Source organism: Rhizobium lentis, from assembly GCF_014200175.1.
Classification (GTDB): domain Bacteria; phylum Pseudomonadota; class Alphaproteobacteria; order Rhizobiales; family Rhizobiaceae; genus Rhizobium; species Rhizobium mulingense.
In genome coordinates this window covers 43655-63372 of the sequence record NZ_JACHBD010000005.1, presented here as the reverse complement: position 1 = coordinate 63372, position 19718 = coordinate 43655, and the positions used below count along the sequence as shown (strand labels likewise).

At 59.1% G+C, this 19718-nt stretch carries 23 protein-coding genes; 16 read left to right on the top strand and 7 right to left on the bottom strand.

Annotated elements, in window-relative coordinates; genetic code table 11:
- The first annotated feature begins 22 nt into the window (after positions 1–22).
- A complete protein-coding gene (locus GGI60_RS13380) occupies positions 23–820 on the top strand; it encodes an SMP-30/gluconolactonase/LRE family protein (RefSeq protein WP_183916445.1) in 798 nt (265 codons plus the stop codon).
- A gap of 223 nt (positions 821–1043) precedes the next feature.
- Here GGI60_RS13380 and GGI60_RS13375 read toward each other — a convergent pair whose 3' ends face one another.
- Positions 1044–1580, bottom strand: a complete 537-nt coding sequence (locus tag GGI60_RS13375) for a prepilin peptidase (protein ID WP_183916443.1) — start codon at positions 1578–1580, stop codon at positions 1044–1046.
- A gap of 261 nt (positions 1581–1841) precedes the next feature.
- Between GGI60_RS13375 and GGI60_RS13370 the strand changes: the two genes are divergently transcribed.
- The 14 genes from GGI60_RS13370 (at position 1842) to GGI60_RS13305 (ending at position 14759) form a co-directional block, all read left to right on the top strand.
- Positions 1842–2042 carry a hypothetical protein gene (locus tag GGI60_RS13370; RefSeq protein WP_183916441.1) on the top strand — a complete coding sequence of 67 codons (201 nt, stop codon included), beginning with the start codon at positions 1842–1844 and terminating at the stop codon, positions 2040–2042.
- A gap of 121 nt (positions 2043–2163) precedes the next feature.
- Complete coding sequence (gene cpaB / locus GGI60_RS13365) at positions 2164–3078, top strand: Flp pilus assembly protein CpaB (RefSeq protein WP_183916439.1); 915 nt, start codon at positions 2164–2166, stop codon at positions 3076–3078.
- A 55-nt stretch (positions 3079–3133) separates the two neighbouring features.
- Complete coding sequence (locus GGI60_RS13360; protein WP_183916437.1) at positions 3134–4621, top strand: type II and III secretion system protein family protein; 1488 nt, start codon at positions 3134–3136, stop codon at positions 4619–4621.
- The gene (locus GGI60_RS13355) at positions 4605–4910 is read left to right on the top strand and encodes a hypothetical protein (protein ID WP_183916435.1); all 306 of its coding nucleotides are present in this window, start codon (positions 4605–4607) and stop codon (positions 4908–4910) included. The genes GGI60_RS13360 and GGI60_RS13355 overlap by 17 nt, the downstream gene beginning before the upstream one ends.
- Positions 4911–5001: 91 nt before the next feature.
- On the top strand, positions 5002–6603 hold the full coding sequence (locus tag GGI60_RS13350; protein ID WP_183916433.1) for a TadE/TadG family type IV pilus assembly protein: 1602 nt from the start codon (positions 5002–5004) through the stop codon (positions 6601–6603).
- Positions 6600–7079 (top strand): TadE/TadG family type IV pilus assembly protein, encoded by a 480-nt coding sequence (locus GGI60_RS13345; protein WP_183916432.1) that lies wholly within the window; start codon positions 6600–6602, stop codon positions 7077–7079. The genes GGI60_RS13350 and GGI60_RS13345 overlap by 4 nt, the downstream gene beginning before the upstream one ends.
- Entirely contained in the window at positions 7073–7696 is a 624-nt protein-coding gene (locus GGI60_RS13340; RefSeq protein ID WP_183916430.1) for a TadE/TadG family type IV pilus assembly protein, read from the top strand. Before GGI60_RS13345 ends, GGI60_RS13340 begins: the two co-directional genes overlap by 7 nt.
- A gap of 29 nt (positions 7697–7725) precedes the next feature.
- Entirely contained in the window at positions 7726–8868 is a 1143-nt protein-coding gene (locus tag GGI60_RS13335; RefSeq protein WP_183916428.1) for a pilus assembly protein, read from the top strand.
- A complete protein-coding gene (locus tag GGI60_RS13330; protein ID WP_183916426.1) occupies positions 8865–9437 on the top strand; it encodes a L,D-transpeptidase in 573 nt (190 codons plus the stop codon). The genes GGI60_RS13335 and GGI60_RS13330 overlap by 4 nt, the downstream gene beginning before the upstream one ends.
- Before the next feature lie 14 nt (positions 9438–9451).
- On the top strand, positions 9452–10903 hold the full coding sequence (locus GGI60_RS13325) for a CpaF family protein (protein ID WP_183916424.1): 1452 nt from the start codon (positions 9452–9454) through the stop codon (positions 10901–10903).
- Positions 10900–11853, top strand: coding sequence for a type II secretion system F family protein (locus GGI60_RS13320; protein WP_183916423.1), 954 nt, complete (start codon positions 10900–10902; stop codon positions 11851–11853). The genes GGI60_RS13325 and GGI60_RS13320 overlap by 4 nt, the downstream gene beginning before the upstream one ends.
- Positions 11854–11860: 7 nt before the next feature.
- Positions 11861–12805: a type II secretion system F family protein gene (locus tag GGI60_RS13315; protein WP_183916420.1), complete on the top strand. Its 945-nt coding sequence runs from the start codon at positions 11861–11863 to the stop codon at positions 12803–12805.
- A gap of 15 nt (positions 12806–12820) precedes the next feature.
- A complete protein-coding gene (locus tag GGI60_RS13310; RefSeq protein ID WP_183916418.1) occupies positions 12821–14125 on the top strand; it encodes an AAA family ATPase in 1305 nt (434 codons plus the stop codon).
- Positions 14126–14189: 64 nt separating this feature from the next.
- Positions 14190–14759: a hypothetical protein gene (locus tag GGI60_RS13305; protein WP_183916416.1), complete on the top strand. Its 570-nt coding sequence runs from the start codon at positions 14190–14192 to the stop codon at positions 14757–14759.
- A gap of 154 nt (positions 14760–14913) precedes the next feature.
- Here GGI60_RS13305 and GGI60_RS13300 read toward each other — a convergent pair whose 3' ends face one another.
- From GGI60_RS13300 to GGI60_RS13275, 6 genes are all read right to left on the bottom strand, one after another.
- A complete protein-coding gene (locus GGI60_RS13300) occupies positions 14914–15411 on the bottom strand; it encodes a DoxX family protein (RefSeq protein WP_183916414.1) in 498 nt (165 codons plus the stop codon).
- Positions 15408–16190: a DUF2063 domain-containing protein gene (locus GGI60_RS13295; RefSeq protein ID WP_409527260.1), complete on the bottom strand. Its 783-nt coding sequence runs from the start codon at positions 16188–16190 to the stop codon at positions 15408–15410. The genes GGI60_RS13300 and GGI60_RS13295 overlap by 4 nt, the downstream gene beginning before the upstream one ends.
- On the bottom strand, positions 16187–17074 hold the full coding sequence (locus tag GGI60_RS13290) for a DUF692 domain-containing protein (RefSeq protein ID WP_183916410.1): 888 nt from the start codon (positions 17072–17074) through the stop codon (positions 16187–16189). The genes GGI60_RS13295 and GGI60_RS13290 overlap by 4 nt, the downstream gene beginning before the upstream one ends.
- Positions 17075–17138: 64 nt before the next feature.
- Positions 17139–17426, bottom strand: coding sequence for a DUF2282 domain-containing protein (locus GGI60_RS13285; protein ID WP_183916408.1), 288 nt, complete (start codon positions 17424–17426; stop codon positions 17139–17141).
- Between the two features lie 366 nt (positions 17427–17792).
- Positions 17793–18227, bottom strand: a complete 435-nt coding sequence (locus tag GGI60_RS13280; protein ID WP_312862802.1) for a universal stress protein — start codon at positions 18225–18227, stop codon at positions 17793–17795.
- A 110-nt stretch (positions 18228–18337) separates the two neighbouring features.
- Positions 18338–18862: a tetratricopeptide repeat protein gene (locus GGI60_RS13275; RefSeq protein ID WP_183916407.1), complete on the bottom strand. Its 525-nt coding sequence runs from the start codon at positions 18860–18862 to the stop codon at positions 18338–18340.
- 256 nt (positions 18863–19118) lie between these two features.
- Between GGI60_RS13275 and GGI60_RS13270 the strand changes: the two genes are divergently transcribed.
- Entirely contained in the window at positions 19119–19622 is a 504-nt protein-coding gene (locus tag GGI60_RS13270; RefSeq protein WP_183916405.1) for a hypothetical protein, read from the top strand.
- Positions 19623–19718: the final 96 nt, after the last annotated feature.

Here is a 19718-nt window from a genome sequence, read left to right as displayed (position 1 = left end):
GTAGATGACCTAGGAGACGCACGTGCCGGCGAAGATATTGTTGAAGGGAAGAGGACTGGTTGAATGCCCGCGTTGGCATAAGGGCGAGCTATGGTTTGCCGATTGGACCAGTGGCGAAATCCGAGTTCTTGAAGAGCAAAGCCGATCGCGGCTTGTCGTTCCCGCGAAAGCTCCACCGCTGTCTTTCGATTTCAGTCCGGAGAACGAGCTCTTCGTGGTTCAGTCAGCTTCCTCATCGCTCATGCGTTTCGATGGCGAGGATCTGAAAGAGTTCGCCGCGCTCGGGCCAGGCAGGTGGAACGAGATCGTCATTGACGCCGCAGGCAGGATCTATGTCAACGGCCCTTCCCTCATGCTGATCTGGCCGGATGGCAGCGTTGAGACGCAGGCCAAAGGTTTCCAATTTCCGAACGGCATGGCGATATCCCAGGACGGCCGCACTCTCGTCTGTGCCGAAAGTTGGGCCAGGCAATTGACTGCTTTCGATGTGGCGCCGGACGGTCGGCTTGGCAACAGGAGGATCTGGGCGGAGCTTCCCGGCCCCCCGGACGGGATCTGTTTCGACAACCAGGGAGCCATCTGGTACGCGGATGTCCCCAATGCCTATTGCCGCCGGGTCCGAGAAGGCGGCGAAATTCTTGATGAGGTCAAGGTCGATCGGGGCGCATTCGCCTGTATGCTCGGCGGCGAAAATCGGTCGACCCTCTTCGTCACTACTGCACGATGGTTTGGCATGGACAGGATGGATCAGATGGCCGGAACCGGTCAGATCGTCTCCGTCGAAGTGAACACTCCCGGAGCCGGCTGGCCATACAATTGAACAGCGGCACGAATCAGGTCTGCCAGCTTCACTGACTTTCGGCACCGGCGGGCACCAGGATGAACCTGCGACCTGAACAGGTTGTGATTGCTCACGGTCGACCTCACTTCGCGTGACCGGAGGCTGCAGCCGTCGATGTCACACCGCGACTCCATTCTTACACCACGAAGGATGGGCGCGTTGGCACTGCGGCCATTGCGGGGGACGCTACGTCGATACCGGGTCACCGTAGCTGCAGCTGCTGTTGGATCATCGGCAGAGCCAGGGTAAGGAGCACGGCGAAGACCATGAGGACGCCGTACGGTATCTTCCGGCTTGCCCGGATTTCCTCGATGCGCATGAAAAAGGCGAGATGTGCGACGCGCAACGGTACCGGCAGCCGCAGGACCAGAAGCGTCACGATACCCAGGACGAGGAGCAAGAACGAAAACGGCAGCATTCCGTGCCATCCGACAAAAAGGCCGATCGGCAGGAAAAGCTTGGCGTCTCCTGCGCCAAACAGACGGAACGCCCAAAGCACCACTCCGAGCATAAACATCAGCAGACCGGCCCCAACGTCGCCTCCAATTCCGCTCGAAGCAAACAGCGCAGCGCCGAGATCCTCGGAGCCAAGCATCACGGCCACCGCGCGCACTGCATAAAGTGTCACGAGCGCAAGCACGACCGCATTGGGGATCTTCCAGGTGCGGAAATCGGTCCAGGCGGCATAGAGAAAAAGTAATACCGAAAGCGAATTAACAACAACTATCATTCCAATCATAGGATTCAACCTTTTGGGCTATGGCAATCTACCACGTAGGTCCGTTTTTACTCAGAGTCGGCATATTTTCCCGGGCTTTTATGACCAGTCCTCGGGTTTTGGTCTTAACTATAAGTATAGTTCTCAATTCGAGCTGGTATAAAACAATTGACTAAATTAGAATTAACAGACTATTAATATTTCCAGTCGAAGGGGCGGTCTCAACGACAAAGCGTGCCGGGGGAATTACGGCGCACAACTTACCTGGGAGGTTAATTCTCGATGAAAGCATTTGTAAATAGCGTACGCGCTTTCGCGCGGGAAGAAGATGGCGTCGCGCTGACTGAATATCTTATTCTGCTTGGTTTGTTGGTCGGCGGCGTTGTTGCATCAGTTGTCCTGATCGGCGGTGAACTCAACACGGCATGGGCATCGTGGGCCACTTGGTTCCAAGCACAAAATCTGGAAGCGCCGCCGGCCTGATGCACCTCAGCTGCTTCCTGAGCAGCGTTTTTGAGCTGAAGAGAGGGGTTTTGTTAACCCCTTTCTTCTAAATTAGTAGCAATGAATGGATGCGCTCCGTCCAGTGTAGCGAGTAACCGCGATGCGTTCTTCAACGATTTTAAGCCTCGTTATTGCATTTGTACTCGCCGCCGCCGCAGTTTTCGGCATGCGCGCGTATCTCTCCGATCAGAAGGCCCGGCTGCTGGCGATGAACGGCGTGAAGGCCGAGGAACGGACACTTGTCGTCGCCGCCAAGCCAATGCGCTTCGGCGACCGGATCCGATCCGAAAATCTCAGGGCCATTCCGTGGCCCTCCAATGAAACACCCACGGGCTCCTTCGTTAGTATCGATCTGGTCGTCGGCAATGATGCCCAGCCGCGTTATGCCATGGCGGCGATCGACCCTGGCGAGCCGGTGCTATCCTCGAAGATCACGGGTGCCGGCGAACGCGCCACGCTGTCGGCGGCGCTCGACCAGGGCATGAAGGCAGTCTCCATCCGTGTCAACGACGTGCTCGGCGTTGCCGGCTTCGTAAGACCTTCCGATCGCGTCGACGTGCTTCTGACGCGGGTCGTGCGCGGACCGGCAGGCAACGATCAGACCTTCGTCGACGTGCTGCTGCAGGGCGTCAAAGTGCTTGCAGTGGACCAGACGGCAGACGAGCGCAAGGACGAGCCGTCCGTCGTCAAGACCGTGACCTTTGAGGTCACGACTGATGAGGCCCAGCGCCTTACCCTCGGCTCCAGTATCGGCACGCTCTCGCTGGCGCTTCGCAATGTTGCCTCTTCCTCTGTCGAACAGACGCGGCCGATCACCGTCGCCGACCTCGGTGGCGGCGCGATGGCGACGGAACTGGGCAAGGATTTGGAAAAGATGTTGCCAGAACCCGAAAAACAAGTGCAGATTGTGGAACAAAAGGTTGAACCGGTGTTGCCGGTTGAGCCGAAGTGGGTGACAGTGGGTGTCTGGAACACGACGAAGCGCGAGGAGCACCGAGTCGGCCTGGTCCAGTGATGTTTATGCGGCATGCCGCAGGTGCGGCCGGCCGGAGGAAGGGGCTAAAGCAGGCATGGCGTATGGCAAGAGAAGAATCGCAAGGACGAAAAGCCTTGCGGCATTAGCGGCAGTGTTTTCGGCCTGTGTGTGTTTAGGCCCCGGATTTGCCGGCTGCGCCAACGCACAGGAAAAATCCATCTCACTCGGCAGATCGGTCCAGCACGTGACGTTGCCTCCGAACGAGACGTTGACGCTCAACACGGGCCAGCCTTTCGGGGATCTCGTCATCGGCAGCGCCGATATGATCGACGTGGTGCCGCTTTCCGACAAGTCGCTGTTCATTCGCGGCAAAAAGACCGGCGCCACCAATATCTCGGTCTATGGCGACGACAAGTCGCTTCTCGGTGTCATTGACATCCGCGTTGCCAGCGACTTCAGTGAAGTCGCCTCCGCCATTCGCTCAGCCGCGCCCTCGGCTCGGGTCAGGGTAATCAACTCCAACGATCGCATTCGCCTGACAGGCTTCGTCCGTGACGGCATCGAACTGCAGCGGGTGATGGAAATCGCCCAGTCCTATTCCGACCAGCCGGTGCTGAATCAGTTGCGCGTCAGTGACAGCCAGCAGGTGATGCTGGAGGTCCGTGTCATCGAAGCCTCGCGCCAGACGGGTCGTGACCTCGGGATCGGTTGGTCCGGGCAGGGCAATAACAACCGCATCGGCAAGGCAACCACCAGCCAGGGGATCGCCGTGGACGACGGCAGCCTGGCCCGTACCCTTCTTGACCCCAAGGGTGCGGCAACGGGTGCGCTGCCCTTCGGCCAGTTGATTGCCAAGGTGCTGGAAATCTCGGGCGGCCACATCGATGTGGTCATCAACGCCCTCGAGCAGAAGGGATTGGTGCGCCGCCTGGCTCAGCCGAACCTCATCGCCATGAGCGGCTCGACCGCGAGCTTCCATGCCGGCGGTGAAGTGCCGATCCTGAAGACGACGAACAACGGCACAACTGTCGCCACCGAGACGGACTATCGCCCCTTCGGTGTGCGGCTGACCTTCAAGCCGGTGGTTCTTGATGATGGCCTCATCAATCTGGAGATCGAGCCTGAGGTTTCCGAGATTGATCCGTCGATCAACGTCAACGGCAATCCGGGGTTCATCTCGCGCGCTGCCAGCACCACGGTCGCGCTCCGCGACGGCCAGAGCTTTGCCTTGGCCGGCCTGCTGCAGTCGATCAATGCTAAAGACATCCAGCAATTGCCGGGACTCGGGCAGATACCGGTCCTCGGCGCACTGTTCCGTTCGACGAGTTTCCAGAAGAAGGAATCCGATCTCGTTATCGTTGTCACGCCACACATTGTGCGCCCGGCCCGCCCGGGTGAGGACCTCTACAGTCCGCTCGATCAGACGCGCTCGTCTAACGACGTGGAGCTCTTCGCACTCGGTGTCCTGGAAGTCGACAAGGACATGCTCCGACGCTTTCGCAATGGCGTGGGTGTGACCGGGCCTTACGGTCATCGTCTCGACCTGAACCAGGGAGTCCAAGCCGTTGCTACAAAACGCTAAGCGCGTCCTTCTCGTCCTTGCAGCCGCCGGCCTCGCTTCCGGCTGCGCCGACTACATGAACAATCGCGACTCGGTCACTTTCGGGGTCGGGAACGCCGTGGAAGCAAACAAGGCCATCCATATTGAGGACCCGTTCCCGCCGGAAGCCCAGCGAACCCAGATCGCAAGCGATGGCAAGGTCATCCGCAGGGTGGTTACTCAGTATCAGAACGGCGGGCTGGGCGTTGTTCAGCCGTCGCCAGCCATGGGGGCGAATGGGGCCTCCAACGGGGCGACCGCCAGCCAGTAGCTTGCGAAAGGCATGAACGGCGGCAGCGCCGGAGGGGAAAATGCACGAAAAGGGGTCGTCACGGCGATAGCGCCGTGACGGGGGGACGCCAATGCTCAGCAAGGTTGTCAGACGCTTCTGGAACGATCATCGTGGCTATGTCATCGCCTTGACGCTCATCGCCATGCCGATGCTTCTCGGCTTTTCGCTGCTGGTCATAGATGTCGGCCGCAGCAGCAACCTGCATACCGATCTCCAGAACGCGGTCGACGCGATGGCGCTGGCCGGAGCCCGTGAACTCGATGGCCGCGACGATGCCATTTCACGGGCGCAGACGGCGATCGAGAAAATCGCCAACAGCGCGGCTTTCTCCGGCGGTGGGACCGGCATGTCCCTTGGCTCGAATATCAGCGTGACCTATGACGCCGGCAACGATGCCGGAAACACCGTTACCGTGCTTTTTCTGAAGAGCATCCCGGCCGACGACGATACGCCCATCGCGGCTTCGATGGAAACGACAGAGCCCAGCGAAGCTTCCTATGCCTGGGTCATCGCAAAGCCGCAAGCGATGCAGACGATCTTTCCGATCCCGGTCGGCTTCAACCGCGATACGATCAATATTGCCGCCGACGCCGTGGCGGTATACCACGCCAGCGCCTGCGACGTGACGCCGATCTTTATCTGCAATCCGTTCGAGCCTGCTGGTAACACCAGTGAAAGCGCCAACGCAGATGCCGCTGCCGCCTTGCACACCAATTTTGCGGCCGGCAATCTCTACGGGCGACAGATCGAGCTTCACAGCACCTCATCGTCCAATCCCGGCCCCGGCAATTTCGGCTTCCTGCGGACCCCCTTGGGCAATGGTGCCTCCGTGCTGGCGGAGGCTCTTGCCACCGGCAATCCCGGCGCCTGCTACACCCAGGACAATCTCGACACGGAGACCGGCGCAGTGGCGGGGCCTGTCGAAGACGGGGTGAATACGCGCTTCGGCTTTTATGCCTCCTCGTTCAACAAGGCGAAGGGAGATTATCGATACCGTCCTGCCCGAAACGTACGCTCCGCTCGGACAACCACCAAGGGAAAGCCAGGCTGCGATACCTATACTCCGGTCATGGTCGGGGATGTTGTCGGCGATGCGACCAAGGCTTTGCCGCTCGGCTACGGAGCGGCCATGAGCTCGCTTTCCGGCGGCAAGATCAGCAGCGGCAACAACTGGAACTACACGACCTATTGGAATGTCGCGCAGGGCACGGCTGCGCCCTCGGTGAGCACGGTCCTCAGCAACTACTCCAGTTATCCCCCGCAGGCGACTGGAACACCAAGCCAGCCTTCCGCATACGACGTTTATCGTTACGAGCTTGCCAACCCATCTCTGATCAACCATGCCTCGGCGAATGGCGAAACGGGCAAACCGACAACCGGCGGCCAGTGCTATACCGGCCCGGACCTTTCGAACTATACGGCGGCTGAATATGGTGATCGCCGCGAGATCTTCTCAGCCATCGTCAACTGTGGCTATGAAGCCTCGGTCGGTCATCTGAACGGTCACAAGGCCACCCGCGCCGTCGCCTTCGCGCGCATGTTCCTGACCAAGCCGGCGATAAAGGATTCTAGCGAACGATACCTTTCCCTAGAGATGATCGACATCACCGGCAAGGGTGGTCGCGGTACGGCAGACGAATTCCTGCGGGAAGAAGCGGAGCTGGTCAGATGATGGCGCTCCGCAATTTTATCCTGCATCGGCTTTGCCCCGGCTTCTGGCGGCGTGAGGAAGGCGCAGTGCTTGCGGAAGCGCTGCTCGCGATCCCCTTTGTCACACTCTTTGCGGCTGCCATACTGGAGTTCGGCAGCATCTTCTGGCAGCGCATGCAGATCGACGCGGGCTTGCGCGATGCCGGGCGCTACCTCTCGCGATGCCGACCCGTGTCGGGAACCTATGTGCCGACATGTAGTCAGGCGACGGCGAAGACGATCGCCTTTTATGGAACGCAAACACCTGCGGCCGACGCTGAACCCCGCGTCCCCGACTGGAAGGACCCCTCCGACATCACGATCACGGCCCCCGATGCGGACGGGAACATCACCCTTTCGACTGCTCATCTCTACAAGAGCTCGCCGGTGTTCGGCTTCCTCGGGATCGATGCCATCACGATCAATTCCTCCCATGAAGAGAGATACATCGGATGGTGACCTTTAGGACAATCAAGACATTCTGGGAGGATAGCAGTGGTGTCAGCCTTGTCGAAGCGTTGATGACCTTCCCTATCGTTATGCTGGTATTCGCCGCCTTCATCGAGTTCGGCTATGCCATGTCGCAGTGGAATCAGACGGTCAAGGCGCTGCAATATGGTGCCCGCCTGGCGGCGGTATCCGATCCGCTGACAACGAATTTCAATGCCGTATTCCCGACCGACGCTGCCGATCCGCTCAACAACGGCAAAGCCACACCGAACGATGCCACGATATCCTCGACCTGCGGACCGGCTCTCGCAAACTGCACGGCGGCATTGAACCGGATCGTCCTGGGAAGCGATGGCCTTTGCAACGCGGGAACTGATCCCCACCCCGGCATTTGCGATCTCAATCGGCGCATCCAACCGCAGAATCTGGTCGTCACCTACCAGCGATCGGGGCTCGGTTATTGGGGCCGCCCGGACGGGCCCGTGCTGACGATGCGACTGGAGGTGCGCGACATCACCTTCGATCTGCCGATCCTCGGCGGGCTGCTGGGGCTCAACGAGGTTACCATCCCGGCCCATCCGGTGACGATCACGACGGAAGACCTGAAGACCTGCTCAACCTGCTGATTCCTTAATTAACGCGTAGGAAAGCGAAAATGACAGCGCACATGAACATTGCCGCATCCGCCAAGATCCTGGTTCTCTCCGACGACGCGGCTGCAGCGAGCTTCATGCTCGATACGTTCGGGTCGCTTTCGCGTTACGATGTCCGCCATCTGGCACTGAAGGCGCTCGGTGAAAAGGGCAAGTTCGATCCGACGCAGTTCGACCTGATCGTTCTCGACGTCGACAGGGGCGAATTGCTGCAGCGTCCGGAGCTCTTCGCGTTTCGCACCAGCTACCGGGATATCCCCCTCGTCGTCGTTTCCGAAGATCTCCCGGACGACATGCTGCGGCTGCTCTTCCGCCTGAACGGCAATGACTGGCTGAAGAAGCCTCTCGAGCGCCGCGCACTGATCGACATGATTTCGACCCATGCGCCAGGCACAGGGGCCAGCGACAGCCGCGTGCATGCCGTAGTCTCAGCCGTCGGTGGCGCCGGCGCCAGCATGATCGCCTCATCGCTCGCGCATGTGCTGGCGCAGCCGACCAAGAATTCCAAGCCGCGGGTTGACCTGTTCGACACGGATTTCTGCGCCGGGACCCTTGGCTATTATCTCAACCTCGTCAACGACTACGACTTGAAACCCGTCATCGCCAATCCTTCCCGGGTCGATCTGGAATTCATCGATCTGGTAAAAAAGCGTCATTCGGGGGGCTTTTCGCTGCTGTCCTTCAAGCAGCCATCCGTCCTTCTGGCGCCGAAGGGCGGTGAACTCGTGCTGCGTATGCTCGACGTGGCCGCCTTCGAGAGCGACCACACGATCATCGACATTCCCTATTATGACACGCCGTGGAAATACGATGTGCTCACTTCGGTCAACAGCATCTGCATCGTCACCGAAATGACGGTTCCCGCGCTTTCTCAAGCCAAGGATTTGTTTGCCAATCTGGTACGGCTGCGAGGCAGTTCGGATCAGATATTCATCGTCATCAACAAATACCGCGCCAAGCTTTTCGGCCTCGGCGTGCGCCGGCAACAAACGGAGAAGATATTCAAGGATATCCCGACGCATGTCATTGGGGATGACTGGGAGACCTTGAGCGAGGCGGCCAACCGCGGCGTGCTGCCATTTCAAGTGAATTCCCGGGCGCGCTTCTGCTCCTCGGTCGGCAAACTCGGAGCACTGGTGCGATGAAGGCGATCGACAGCGGGCGCATAAGGTCCTGCGCCGTCCATGTCGGCCTTGTAGTTTTGGCAATTTTGGCGGCTGCCGGGGATGCCACGGCAGCCGGGCTTGTGCCACGAAGCCTTGGGCCGACGACAAGCGCCATGGTGGCGATCGAACAGAACTACGCACCCGGAACAATCGTCATCATCACCGCGAACCGTACGCTGGATCTCGTCATCTCCCCGGGACGCGCGATCCGCTACAAGATCGGCGTCGGACGAGACGGCTTTCGCTGGAGCGGCACCGTCAAGGTTGGACGCAAGGCTGAGTGGCCTGACTGGCGCCCGCCCGCCGAGATGAAGGCGCGCGCAGCGGGACTTCCGGACATCGTCCCTGCCGGGCCGCTCAATCCATTGGGCGCTCGCGGGATCTATCTCTACAAGGGCGGGACTGACACGCTCTACCGCGTTCACGGAACCAACGAGCAGTCGACGGTCGGCGATTTCGCCTCATCGGGCTGTTTTCGCATGAGCAATGCCGACGTCATCGATCTCTATGAGAGGGTGAAAGTCGGTTCCACGGTCATTGTAAAATAGTAGGAGTGGGGAGCATGGCGAACGGCATCATGGGGCGTTTCTACAAGCATCAGCAGGAGCCTGAAAGCCAGGAACGTCTGGAGACGGCCGACCTGTCTCTAGTCGGCGCAATCCAAAACATGCCCGCCCAACCGGTTCCTGACAGCGCCGCGGCGAGTGGCGACGAGGCTTCGCTCGGGGCGGACATGGTTTCCGAGCGGGTGAATCTGCACCGCTACCTGCTCGATCGCATCAACCTCGGGATCCTCGACACGCTCGACAATGAGGAGATCGCCACTGAAATCCGGCCGCTGGTCAAGGACTATATCCGAAGCAACAACTTTCCGCTGAATGCGAAGGAAATCAATGATCTGATCCGTGATATCACCGACGAGATGCTGGGGCTCGGACCGATCGAGCCGCTACTGGCCGACGAGACGATCGCAGATATTCTCATCAACGGTTACAGCAGCGTCTATGTCGAGCGGAGCGGCAAGCTCGAGAGCACCGCCGTGCGGTTCAAGGACGAGGACCATCTCCTTCGGGTGATCAACAAGATCGTCTCGGCAGTCGGCCGCCGCGTCGACGAATCAACGCCGATGGTTGACGCCCGCCTCAAGGATGGCTCACGTGTCAACGTCGCCATCAGGCCGATCTCAGTCGATGGGCCGCTCGTTTCCATTCGCAAATTCACCCGCAAGCCGCTGACATTGGAGCGCCTCGTGCAATATGGCGCAATGGCCGATGCGATGCGCATCCTTCTCAGCGCCGCGGTCAAGGGCAAGGTGTCCATGGTCATTTCAGGCGGCACCGGTTCCGGCAAGACGACCTTGCTCAACGCTCTCTCGTCGCAGATTTCTCCAAAGGAGCGCCTAATCACCATCGAGGATGCGGCCGAGCTTCAACTGCAGCAGCCCCATGTCGGGCGTTTGGAAACCCGGCCGCCGACGCTCGACGGACGCAACGAGATCCGTCAACGCGAACTTTTGAAAAACGCCCTTCGCATGCGTCCGGACCGCATCATCGTCGGCGAAGTCCGCGGCGACGAGGCATTCGACATGCTGCAGGCGATGAATACCGGTCACGAGGGGTCGATGACGACTATTCACGCCAACACGCCGCGCGACGCCGTCGGCCGGCTTGAGCAGATGGTCGGCATGGCCGGGATGCCGATGTCGCAATTGAGCATTCGCTCGCAGATCTCGTCCGCCATCACCATCATCGTGCAGGTCCAGCGCCTGAGCGACGGTAGCCGCAAAGTTGTCTCGATTTCCGAGATCACCGGCATGGAGGGCGAAGTCGTGCAGATGCAGGAGATTATGAAATTCAAGAAGCTCGGCACCGACGAAGGCGGGCGGATCCATGGAGAATTCCGCGCCACCGGCATCCGGCCGCGGTTCGTCGAGGAATTTGCCGAACTCGGGATCGAGATCCCCGTGGCGATTTTTGATCCCGGTAAACCGCTGCAAACGGGACCTGTTCAATGACCCTGACTCTCGTTTACGCCGCTGTTTTCACCGCGGCCCTTGTCGCTGTCGAAGCGATCATGCGCGGCTACTTCAAGACATCCGAACGCCACCGCGCTGTGAACCATCGGCTGAGCTTGCTCGAGCTCAGCGATGATCATCGCAAGACCTATAGCGATATGCTCAAGGAGCGCGGTGTCGCCGGCAGTTGGCGGCAAACCCCCATGATGCGGCGGCTGCTGCAGTTCTACGCCCAGTCGGGGATCAAGTTCGATGCCAGGCGATTTGCTCTCTTCGCGATCGCCGGCGCACTTGTGACGTGGCTGGTCGTTCAGTTCCTCGTGCCGAGCACTCTGTTTAGAATACCTATCTTTCTCCTGATCTGCCTCCTCGTCCCAGCTCTCGTTGTTTGGCGCGCCCGGGCGCGCCGCATGAAGAAATTCGAGCTGAAGCTTCCTGAAGCGCTCGATGTCGCCAATCGCAGCTTGGCCGCCGGCCATCCGCTGCCGGCGGCGATTGCTCTGGTGGCTCGCGAGATGCCGGATCCGATCGGCACCGAATTCGGCCTCCTCTCCGATGAACTCACCTACGGCGTGACGCTGGACGATGCCCTTCTCAACCTGGCGGGCCGGGTCGGCGTCGAGGATCTGAATCTGCTTGCGATATCGTTGAGCGTCCAGGCGGGAACCGGCGGAAATCTGGTCGAGATCTTGCAGAACCTTTCGAAGACGCTGCGAGGCCGGTCAATGCTGAAGGCAAAGGTCAGGGCGATTTCTTCGGAAGGACGCATCACGGCGATCTTCATGTCGGCCTATCCCTTTCTGCTCTATGCGATGATCAAGGCTTTGTCGCCGACCTACTTCGATCCCCTCTGGGATAGCGGCTACGGAACCGCCGTGGTGAGCGTGCTCCTGGCCGTCATGGCGATCGGGAATGTCATTCTCTACAAGATGGTCAACTTCGAGTACTGAGGCGGTCATGTCGAGTGAGTATGGAATTTACCTCATCGTCTTCTTTGCGGTCCTGATCTTTACTGCAGCAGCCTCGGAACTGTTTTTTCGACAGCGCGAGGTCTCGGTTCGGGTGTCGAAGAGCTCGGCGGCGGCCGGCGAGGAGTTCCAACTCGGCGATACGACGATTGCCGATCTCGGTGAGGCGGAAAACCGCCTGATCCGTCGCTATTTCGAGATTACGCGACGTGACACGAATGTGAACTCCACCCAAAACCGATTGATCCGGGCGGGGTATTTCGCTGCCGGCGCCGTCACCACCTTCCAGGTCGTTCGCGCGGTGATCTGTATCGGCATGCTCGTCGCCGCGGTCTGGGCCGCAAACCGGATCGCGCCAGCCATGTCGCAGATGGCGGTCCTGATCATTGCCATGTTTGCTGCGGGCGCGACCTTTATTCTCGTCAACATCTATATCGACCGGCGTGGCGCCGCAAAGGAGAGGGAGTACCGCCGCCTCTTTCCCGACTTCATGGATATGCTGATCGTCTGCCTCGATGCGGGCATGAGCATCGAGGCAGCGGCAAACCGGGTTGCTCGCGAATTCGTCGACAAACAGCAGGACTTCGGCCTGCATCTGTCTATCATGATGCTCGAAGTGCGGGGCGGCCGGCGATTACGCGAAGCGCTCGCCAATCTTGCCACCCGCCTGAGGATCGACGAGGCCCGGGCCCTTTCCGTTCTGTTCCGCCAATCGGAGGAGCTAGGGACCAGCGTCACGCAGACGCTGCGGGTCTACAGCAACGAAATGCGCGATCTGCGTGTGGTTCGCGCGGAGGAAAAGGCGAACGCTCTGCCTGTCAAGATGCTGCTGCCGCTCGGCGGGTTCCTTTTTCCGGTAAGCCTCCTCATCGTTCTCGTTCCCATTATTATGCGTGTCGTCAGTCTTCTCGTCGGCATGAAACCCGGCGGTTGAGCCAAGCGAGGTCCCATGCAGTATTCGCTCGAAGACAATCGTAACGATACCATCATTTCCCTTGACCCGCGTATGCCAGCGACACCGGCAAGCGTAGAACAATCAGGGTTGGATCCGTCGTTCCTGCTCCGGCTGGCCGCAAAATGTGCGGCCGAGCAGGATACAACCACGGCATCTCATCTCGCGGAGCGCATGAAATTGCCAAAAGTGATCGTCAATGTCCTGATCAAGGAACTCGTGAAACTCGCTTACCTCGAGGCTCGCGGCTTGGCTGGTGAGGATGTGAGATCCGATGTTCGATATGCGCTGTCAATGAAGGGGTTCGAATATGCCCACGCCGCGTCGCGTCAAAGCCAATATGTTGGGCCGGCGCCGGTGTCGCTGGACGCATTCTGCCGGCAAGTGGGTTTGCAGTCCATCCATTCCGAGCGCGTGACCCCGGAGCGGCTGACGGCGAGCCTTGACGGGCTGGTGCTCTCAAATACCTTGGTCGAGAAGCTCGGCCCGGCCCTGAACTCAGGGCGCTCGATCCTGCTTTACGGGCCACCCGGCAACGGAAAGACGAGCATCGCCGAGCGGACGTCGCAACTGTTTCGCCAAACCATCTGGGTGCCCTATGCCATCGAGGTCGGCGGCCATGTCATCAGTTTCTATGATGAAGCAGTGCATCACCCCGTATCGGAGGCTGACACAGAATCCCATCCGAAAGCGGATCAACGATGGATTGAATGCCGCCGTCCGGTGATCAAGACAGGCGGGGAATTGACCCTCGATCAGCTCGATCTCACTTTCAACGCGGGACCAAATGTTTACGAAGCGCCCATACACTTGAAGGCGTCCGGCGGCGTTTTCATCATCGACGACTTCGGGCGCCAGCAAGTGGCGCCGCAGGCGCTTATCAACCGCTGGATCGTCCCGCTCGAGCGCGGATACGACTTCCTGACGCTCCACACCGGCAAGAAATTCAGGGTTCCCTTTGACGAGCTGGTCGTATTTTCGACGAATATCGCACCGAAGGACCTTTCCGACGAGGCCGGCCTGCGGCGCTTCAAATACAAGATATTTGTCAACACTCCGTCGCGCGACGAATATATCAGAATTTTCAAATCATATGCGAGCGGCACGGGATTGGCTGTTTGTGAACCAGATCTGCACCTGTTCTACGATCGCAAATATAAAGACGATGTGCTAGCGTCTTGCTATCATCCGAAATATCTTTTGGATTTCGTCAGTTCTTACTGCGAGTTCAATGACATAGCGAGAATCGCGTCGCTCGATATGCTCGAACGGGCCTGGGAAGGCGTATTCACGTCGGAATGATTGCTTGGCACTGAGCACGGTGCCTGAATCGATCCAATTAACGACTTACGGGAGGAGTAAACGAATGACCAGCATCCCGAGCATCGAAGGCGAAGCAGGCGGCGCGAGACCAAGCAATACGCGAGCAATTGAGCCGAAAGCCTCCAGAAACCCGCTGCTCGTTGGTCTGCTGCTCATGCTCTTGCCTGTGAATGCTGGCGTTCTCATCTATACGGCCAAGAACTCAGCGGATGTTCGCGAGAGCCGCGAGACCGTCGCCGCGCTTAAGCGGTCGATCGATGCCCTTAGAGGACAAATGGAAAAGCAGTCGGACAAGATCGCGAGCAACGCCAAGGCCGACGAACTCGCCGCTATCCGTCAGGAAATGGAAAGCCTGCAAAAGGCGATACTTTCGGCGAATGAACGGATGCGTAACGACATAAGCGGTGCACGAATGGGCTCAGCTTTGGTCCTGAGCGCACCCGGCAAGGAACCAGCACAATTTTTCGCCCCCCGTGCTGTGCCGGCGGACGCTCAAACTCCGGATAGCACCCTTGCGTCTATCCAAGCTGGGGGCATTGCGATCGATAACCTGCCGCGTTACGAACGCACACTCTCGCCGGAAGGCCAGCTCATCCTTCGGAAGGCACGGTAAACACCGAATTCAGCGAAATCTCCAAAACAATCGGTGAACGCCGCCAGGGGCGCCGCGCCGATGCTTGCAATGCGGCAACGGCGCTCTTACACCGCGTCTCATCAAATTTGATTCTCCCGAACGGGTTGAGCGAGCGGCGGCAAGCGACCGTGCGTCAATTGCGGCCTGGCATGACAAGCGGATCAATCGCGATTCTGCCCCCGCCGAACACGACCAATGCCAGCGCCATCGCCGCCCATGGCAGGTGGAAATTCGCCCAGCCATCCGGGATAGTGAGCTGGATGATTGCCGTCATCACCAGCAAGCCGAGCGCCGCGAAGCGTGTCGCCAAGCCAAGGATCAACAAGATCGGCAGGATCAGTTCTCCAATCCCGGCCGCCGTCGCCATGGCCAGTGGAAACGGATAGGGGATCTCGCTGCCGAAGACATGGAATTTGAACTCTTGCTCGAACAGAAATCTCGCACCCGGCGAAAGCGTCAGGAACCCATCCCATTTTGTCAATCCCGACTTGAAGAAGGGAACCGCGAGCGCGAAACGCAGTGCCAGCAGCGGCAGCGCTTGGGGAATCGAGGCGAGTAGACCTTCGGCACGTGTGATCAGGGCGGCAAGGCTTGCGCCAGGGCCATGTGAGGGGGCTGCTTCGGTCTTCATGGGACGTTTCCTTCATCCTGATGGAGGGCACTGAATGCGCCGAGACTGACAAGACCCAGCAGCGCCGCCCCGAAATCGAATTCGGGGCTGGCGGCAAATGCCGCCTCGGCGGCCACGCTGAGAGTTGAGTCGTTGAACAACGACGTTGCAAAGATTGCGTCCTGCGGCGGAAGGATATGAACATCGACGGTCATCTCCGGCCGCAAAACCAACACGGTTTCCGGTTGCCAGTCCGCGACCGGCGTTACCATCTCCTGCTGATGCGCGCTCCAGATGGAACCAATGGGATAGTCCGACTGAATCAAACCCGCCGAGGGGTGTGCAACGAGCCGCAAGTTCGCAAGCATCTCGGGCGTCGCGGCTGCGAGGACCGCGAAGTCGAGCGGCAATGCGTCCGCCGCATGGTAGGCCCGCATCCAAGCGGCCTCCATTCGCGCGACATCGGGCAGGTAGGCAAGTTCCCGCGCTGGTCGAAAGCTCGCAATGAAATCCGGGAAATCGCCGCCATATTCGATCATCAGCGGTGAGGCCGGCTTGTGGTCCTGGGCATAGGCCCTCGCCATGGCCATGAAGAATTCCGTGCCAACAAGGCGCTCCGTCACCGGAAAGTGCCGTGCCAGCGCTTTTGTCAGTCCAACGAAGACATTGTTGCGGTAGACGGCGAACCGCGCTGCATCGGCTCCACCGCGCGCGGTGGTGATACCGTCGGGTACCGGTTGGTCGGCGTGCAGCAATGCGCCGGCAAAGGCGTTCTGGCAGGTGGCGAAGTCCATCGTCATGCCGCCTGTATCTGCCGCCCTTTGCGGCGGAGCGCTTCGGTGGCGAGCATTTCATCCGCGCGTGCCGCCTCCACCTGCAACGTCGCGAAATCCGGGACATCGTTGTCCCATTCAATCAACGTTGGCAGCGGCCCGCTGCGCGCAAGTGTGTATTCGTAGAGCGCGACCACATCACTCTTCACCGCCGTACCATGGGCGTCGATCAGCAAGCGGTCGCCGGCGTCATCGATGGTCTCGTCGTAGCCGGCGAGGTGGATCTCGCCGACCAACTCGACTGGGAATCGGTCGATATAGGTAGTGGCATCGAGCCGGTGATTTACCGCCGAAACCATCACGTTGTTGACGTCGAGCAGAAGACCACAGGCGGTCCGCTTCGCAATCATCGCGAGAAAGTCCACCTCATCGATCGTGCTGTCAGCAAACAGCAAGTAGGTCGACGGGTTTTCGAGCAGCAACCGTCGCCCGAGCGCCTGCTGCGTTTCGTCCACATGTTCGATGACACGCGCCAAGGTTTCCGGTGTATAGGGAAGCGGCAACAAGTCGTTGAGAAACCCTGTCTCGTGCGTGGACCAGGCAAGATGTTCGGAGAAACTCTGCGGACGGTGGCGATCGATCAAGTTCCGCAGCCGCTTCAGATGCGCCTTGTCGAGACCGCGTGCCGCGCCAATCGACAAGCCGACACCGTGCAACGAAAGCGGATAGAGTTCTGTGACGGCTTCAAGATAGCGGTGCGGCGGCCCGCCTGCACCCATGTAGTTCTCGGCATGCACCTCAAAGAAGCCGACGTCCGGCCGATTAGCCAGAATGGTCTCGTAGTGCTCGGGGTTAAGCCCGAGACCGGCGCGCGCGGGCAAGGCGGCAGCTGGGACTTTTGAAGCGGACATCGCGGTTCTCCCCGGTTTTTTCAGGCAGTGCGGAGGCCCGGTCGCCCGGGCCCCAACTTTGGGATCAACCCTTGATCGGTTCCAGCTTGCCCATGTGACCGTCGACATTCATGCTGGTGCAGGTACCGGCCGGCACGGCCTTCCAGGAATTGCCCTGGTAGTCCATCGTCGAGGTGCCGGCGCAGGTCGTGCCGGGACCTGCTGCGCAGTCGTTCTGCCCCTTGAGGGCGATGCCATAGCATTTCTCGTTGCCAACCATTTTCTCAGCCGGCAACGGTGCAGCGAAGGCAACGGATGCAAGAGCGGTGGCGAGCGAGCCGGCGAGGGTGAGGGTGAGCGTTGAACGGTTCATAGATGATCTCCTCTTGGACCTTCCGCGTGCCGGTCATCGGCCGCGTAATCCTCCATTCGATCCGGCAAGGTCTTCTGTTACGCACGGCACGAACACGAATTCGTGATCGACAAGACGTATCGGCCGCGGTCGCCGCCGTTCCCCTATCCCGCACCTTTACACTTTTATGGCCCTCGAGCACGTTCGTTGTCCCGCCGCGCTTGGCGGCATACCAGGGATCATCGTGCCGCGGGCGCTCATCCAATGTGCGGGGGGATTCCGTACCCTGGAACACGTAGAGGAGTAGGCTTCTGCCGAAAGCAGTCGCCTCATCGTCCGGTCTCAGCCTAGAGAATGAAGTTGTGTAAGGCCGTCCATTACGTCCGTTTACGAATGGATCAATGTGTCGACGATGGCGAGCAGCCGGTCAAGCGGCTCGTGCCATGTCGTCAAGTGACGGCAGCCAACGGCTAATGCTTTCATCATCATCGGAAGTGTGCTGTGCGACAACAGGTAGCGGGTGACGCGACCGAGCAGGAGATTCAGGAAGTAGCCGTGCTTGAAGGCACCGATCAGCAGACAGGTGGCGTTGGCGACTTTCGCGAAATCGAGGATCGTCTCGCCGACGGAGCGGCTGCCTGCGATTGCGATAACGTCGCCGTCAAGGCCGAGCTGCTTGAGCACTTTCCGCGCCGTAAACTGATAACTTCCGTCGGGCTTATCGTTGACGCAGAGAACGGTGACACGATTGGCTGCCGCCAGCCAGCGTCTCGCCGCGACGACGGCGCGCTGCGCGTGATCGTGCGGTTTCCAACTATTCACGACATGGCCCGTGAGATTGCCGGCATTTTGGCTGGGAGGTGTCCCGGAACCGCTGCACGCTTCCGCGCGACTTGCATTAGCGTGATGGAAACTGCGAAATCGCCGAAGGGCTATCCCCGCTGAGGGTAATTCACGCTGTTTTTCATCAATTCGAGATTACGGGCAGTGACTTCGTTCCCGGGATCAAGCTCATAGGCTTTCAGGAAATACCGTCTGGCAGTGCGCAAGTCACCGCGTAATAGGTGAGAGTATCCGATATTGTTGTAGTAGACCGGGGTGTTGCCGATCATTCGCGAGAGCTGCTGGTAGGCGCGGTCGGACGTGTCGAAGCGGGCAACCATGTCGGCCGACGCTGCCAAGCCTAGCCAAGCGGCCGGATCCTCCGGAAAAACGTCAACCGCTCGCTTGTAAATGGCGTAGGATTTTCCGTAGTTCTTTTCCTGAAACTGCAGTTTCCCGTTGGTTATCAACTCGTCGTTCTTGTAGAAGGCGACTGCCGAGTCATCCTGAAGGGTCTTTGCACTATCGCCATAGGCAGCAAGACCATCGACGCCCGATGACTGGCAACCAGCCAAAACTGCTGCGGTCGCTATCAAAAACGCAATACATTTAGTTCCAGCTCTGATCTGCAACATTCAACTTGATCCCCCATCAGACATTCTTACCTGAGATTCGGATGCGCTCACCGAAAATCATCGTAAAAAAAAGCTAACAACTCCAGAATTTGAGCAAATAGTCGCAAAAAAACGACAGATGCGGTCTTCGCCGGCACGCGCAAAGGTGATACACGCCAACTATCCAAAGTTGGTATCATGTACCCGGTGATTCTCAGAGTAGAAAATTAATCAACGTCGCCTACCCTTTTCGTCGGGTCAAAGGATGGTACGCCCTATGCCGATCGCTATTTTCACGCTGATGCGACTTGGGCCATCGCTGGCTTACGCGACAGCATCAATCTTCGTTCTCAGCATGCTGCTCTTGGAAAGCTACCCCTCAAGCGTCTCCGCCTGGTGGCTGCATATGACAATTCTTCCTGTCATGCGCGAGCCGATCTATCTGCTTTTGGCGGTACCCGGCATTGGAATTTGGAGCGCCATGGTCCTGCTGATGCTTGCATCGATGTTCGGGATTCGAGTGGCCTTGCAGCCGCAAAGACACCACCGGTCAGGATTCATCCATGCCCATATCGCGCTGATCGCGACCGGTCTGACCATGGGGCGGGCAGCAGTTGCGCAGGCCGGCCTTTCGGATTTTACGCTGCCTCAACTTCAGCGGGGCGATTGGTCGTTCCTGCCGCTATCCTACTCACCGCTCGCGACCTTCCTTTTTATATCGGTGTTTGCGGCTTGCATCGGTTGTCATTTAAGAGTCATCAAGCACACACTATCCACGTGATAGAAAGGATCGAGCCGCCCCGGCTCAATAAAAATCGGTAAGGTCCGGCGTCCTCGCTGGTTCGTAAACATGAGACGCCCTCTTTCTTTTTCTTTG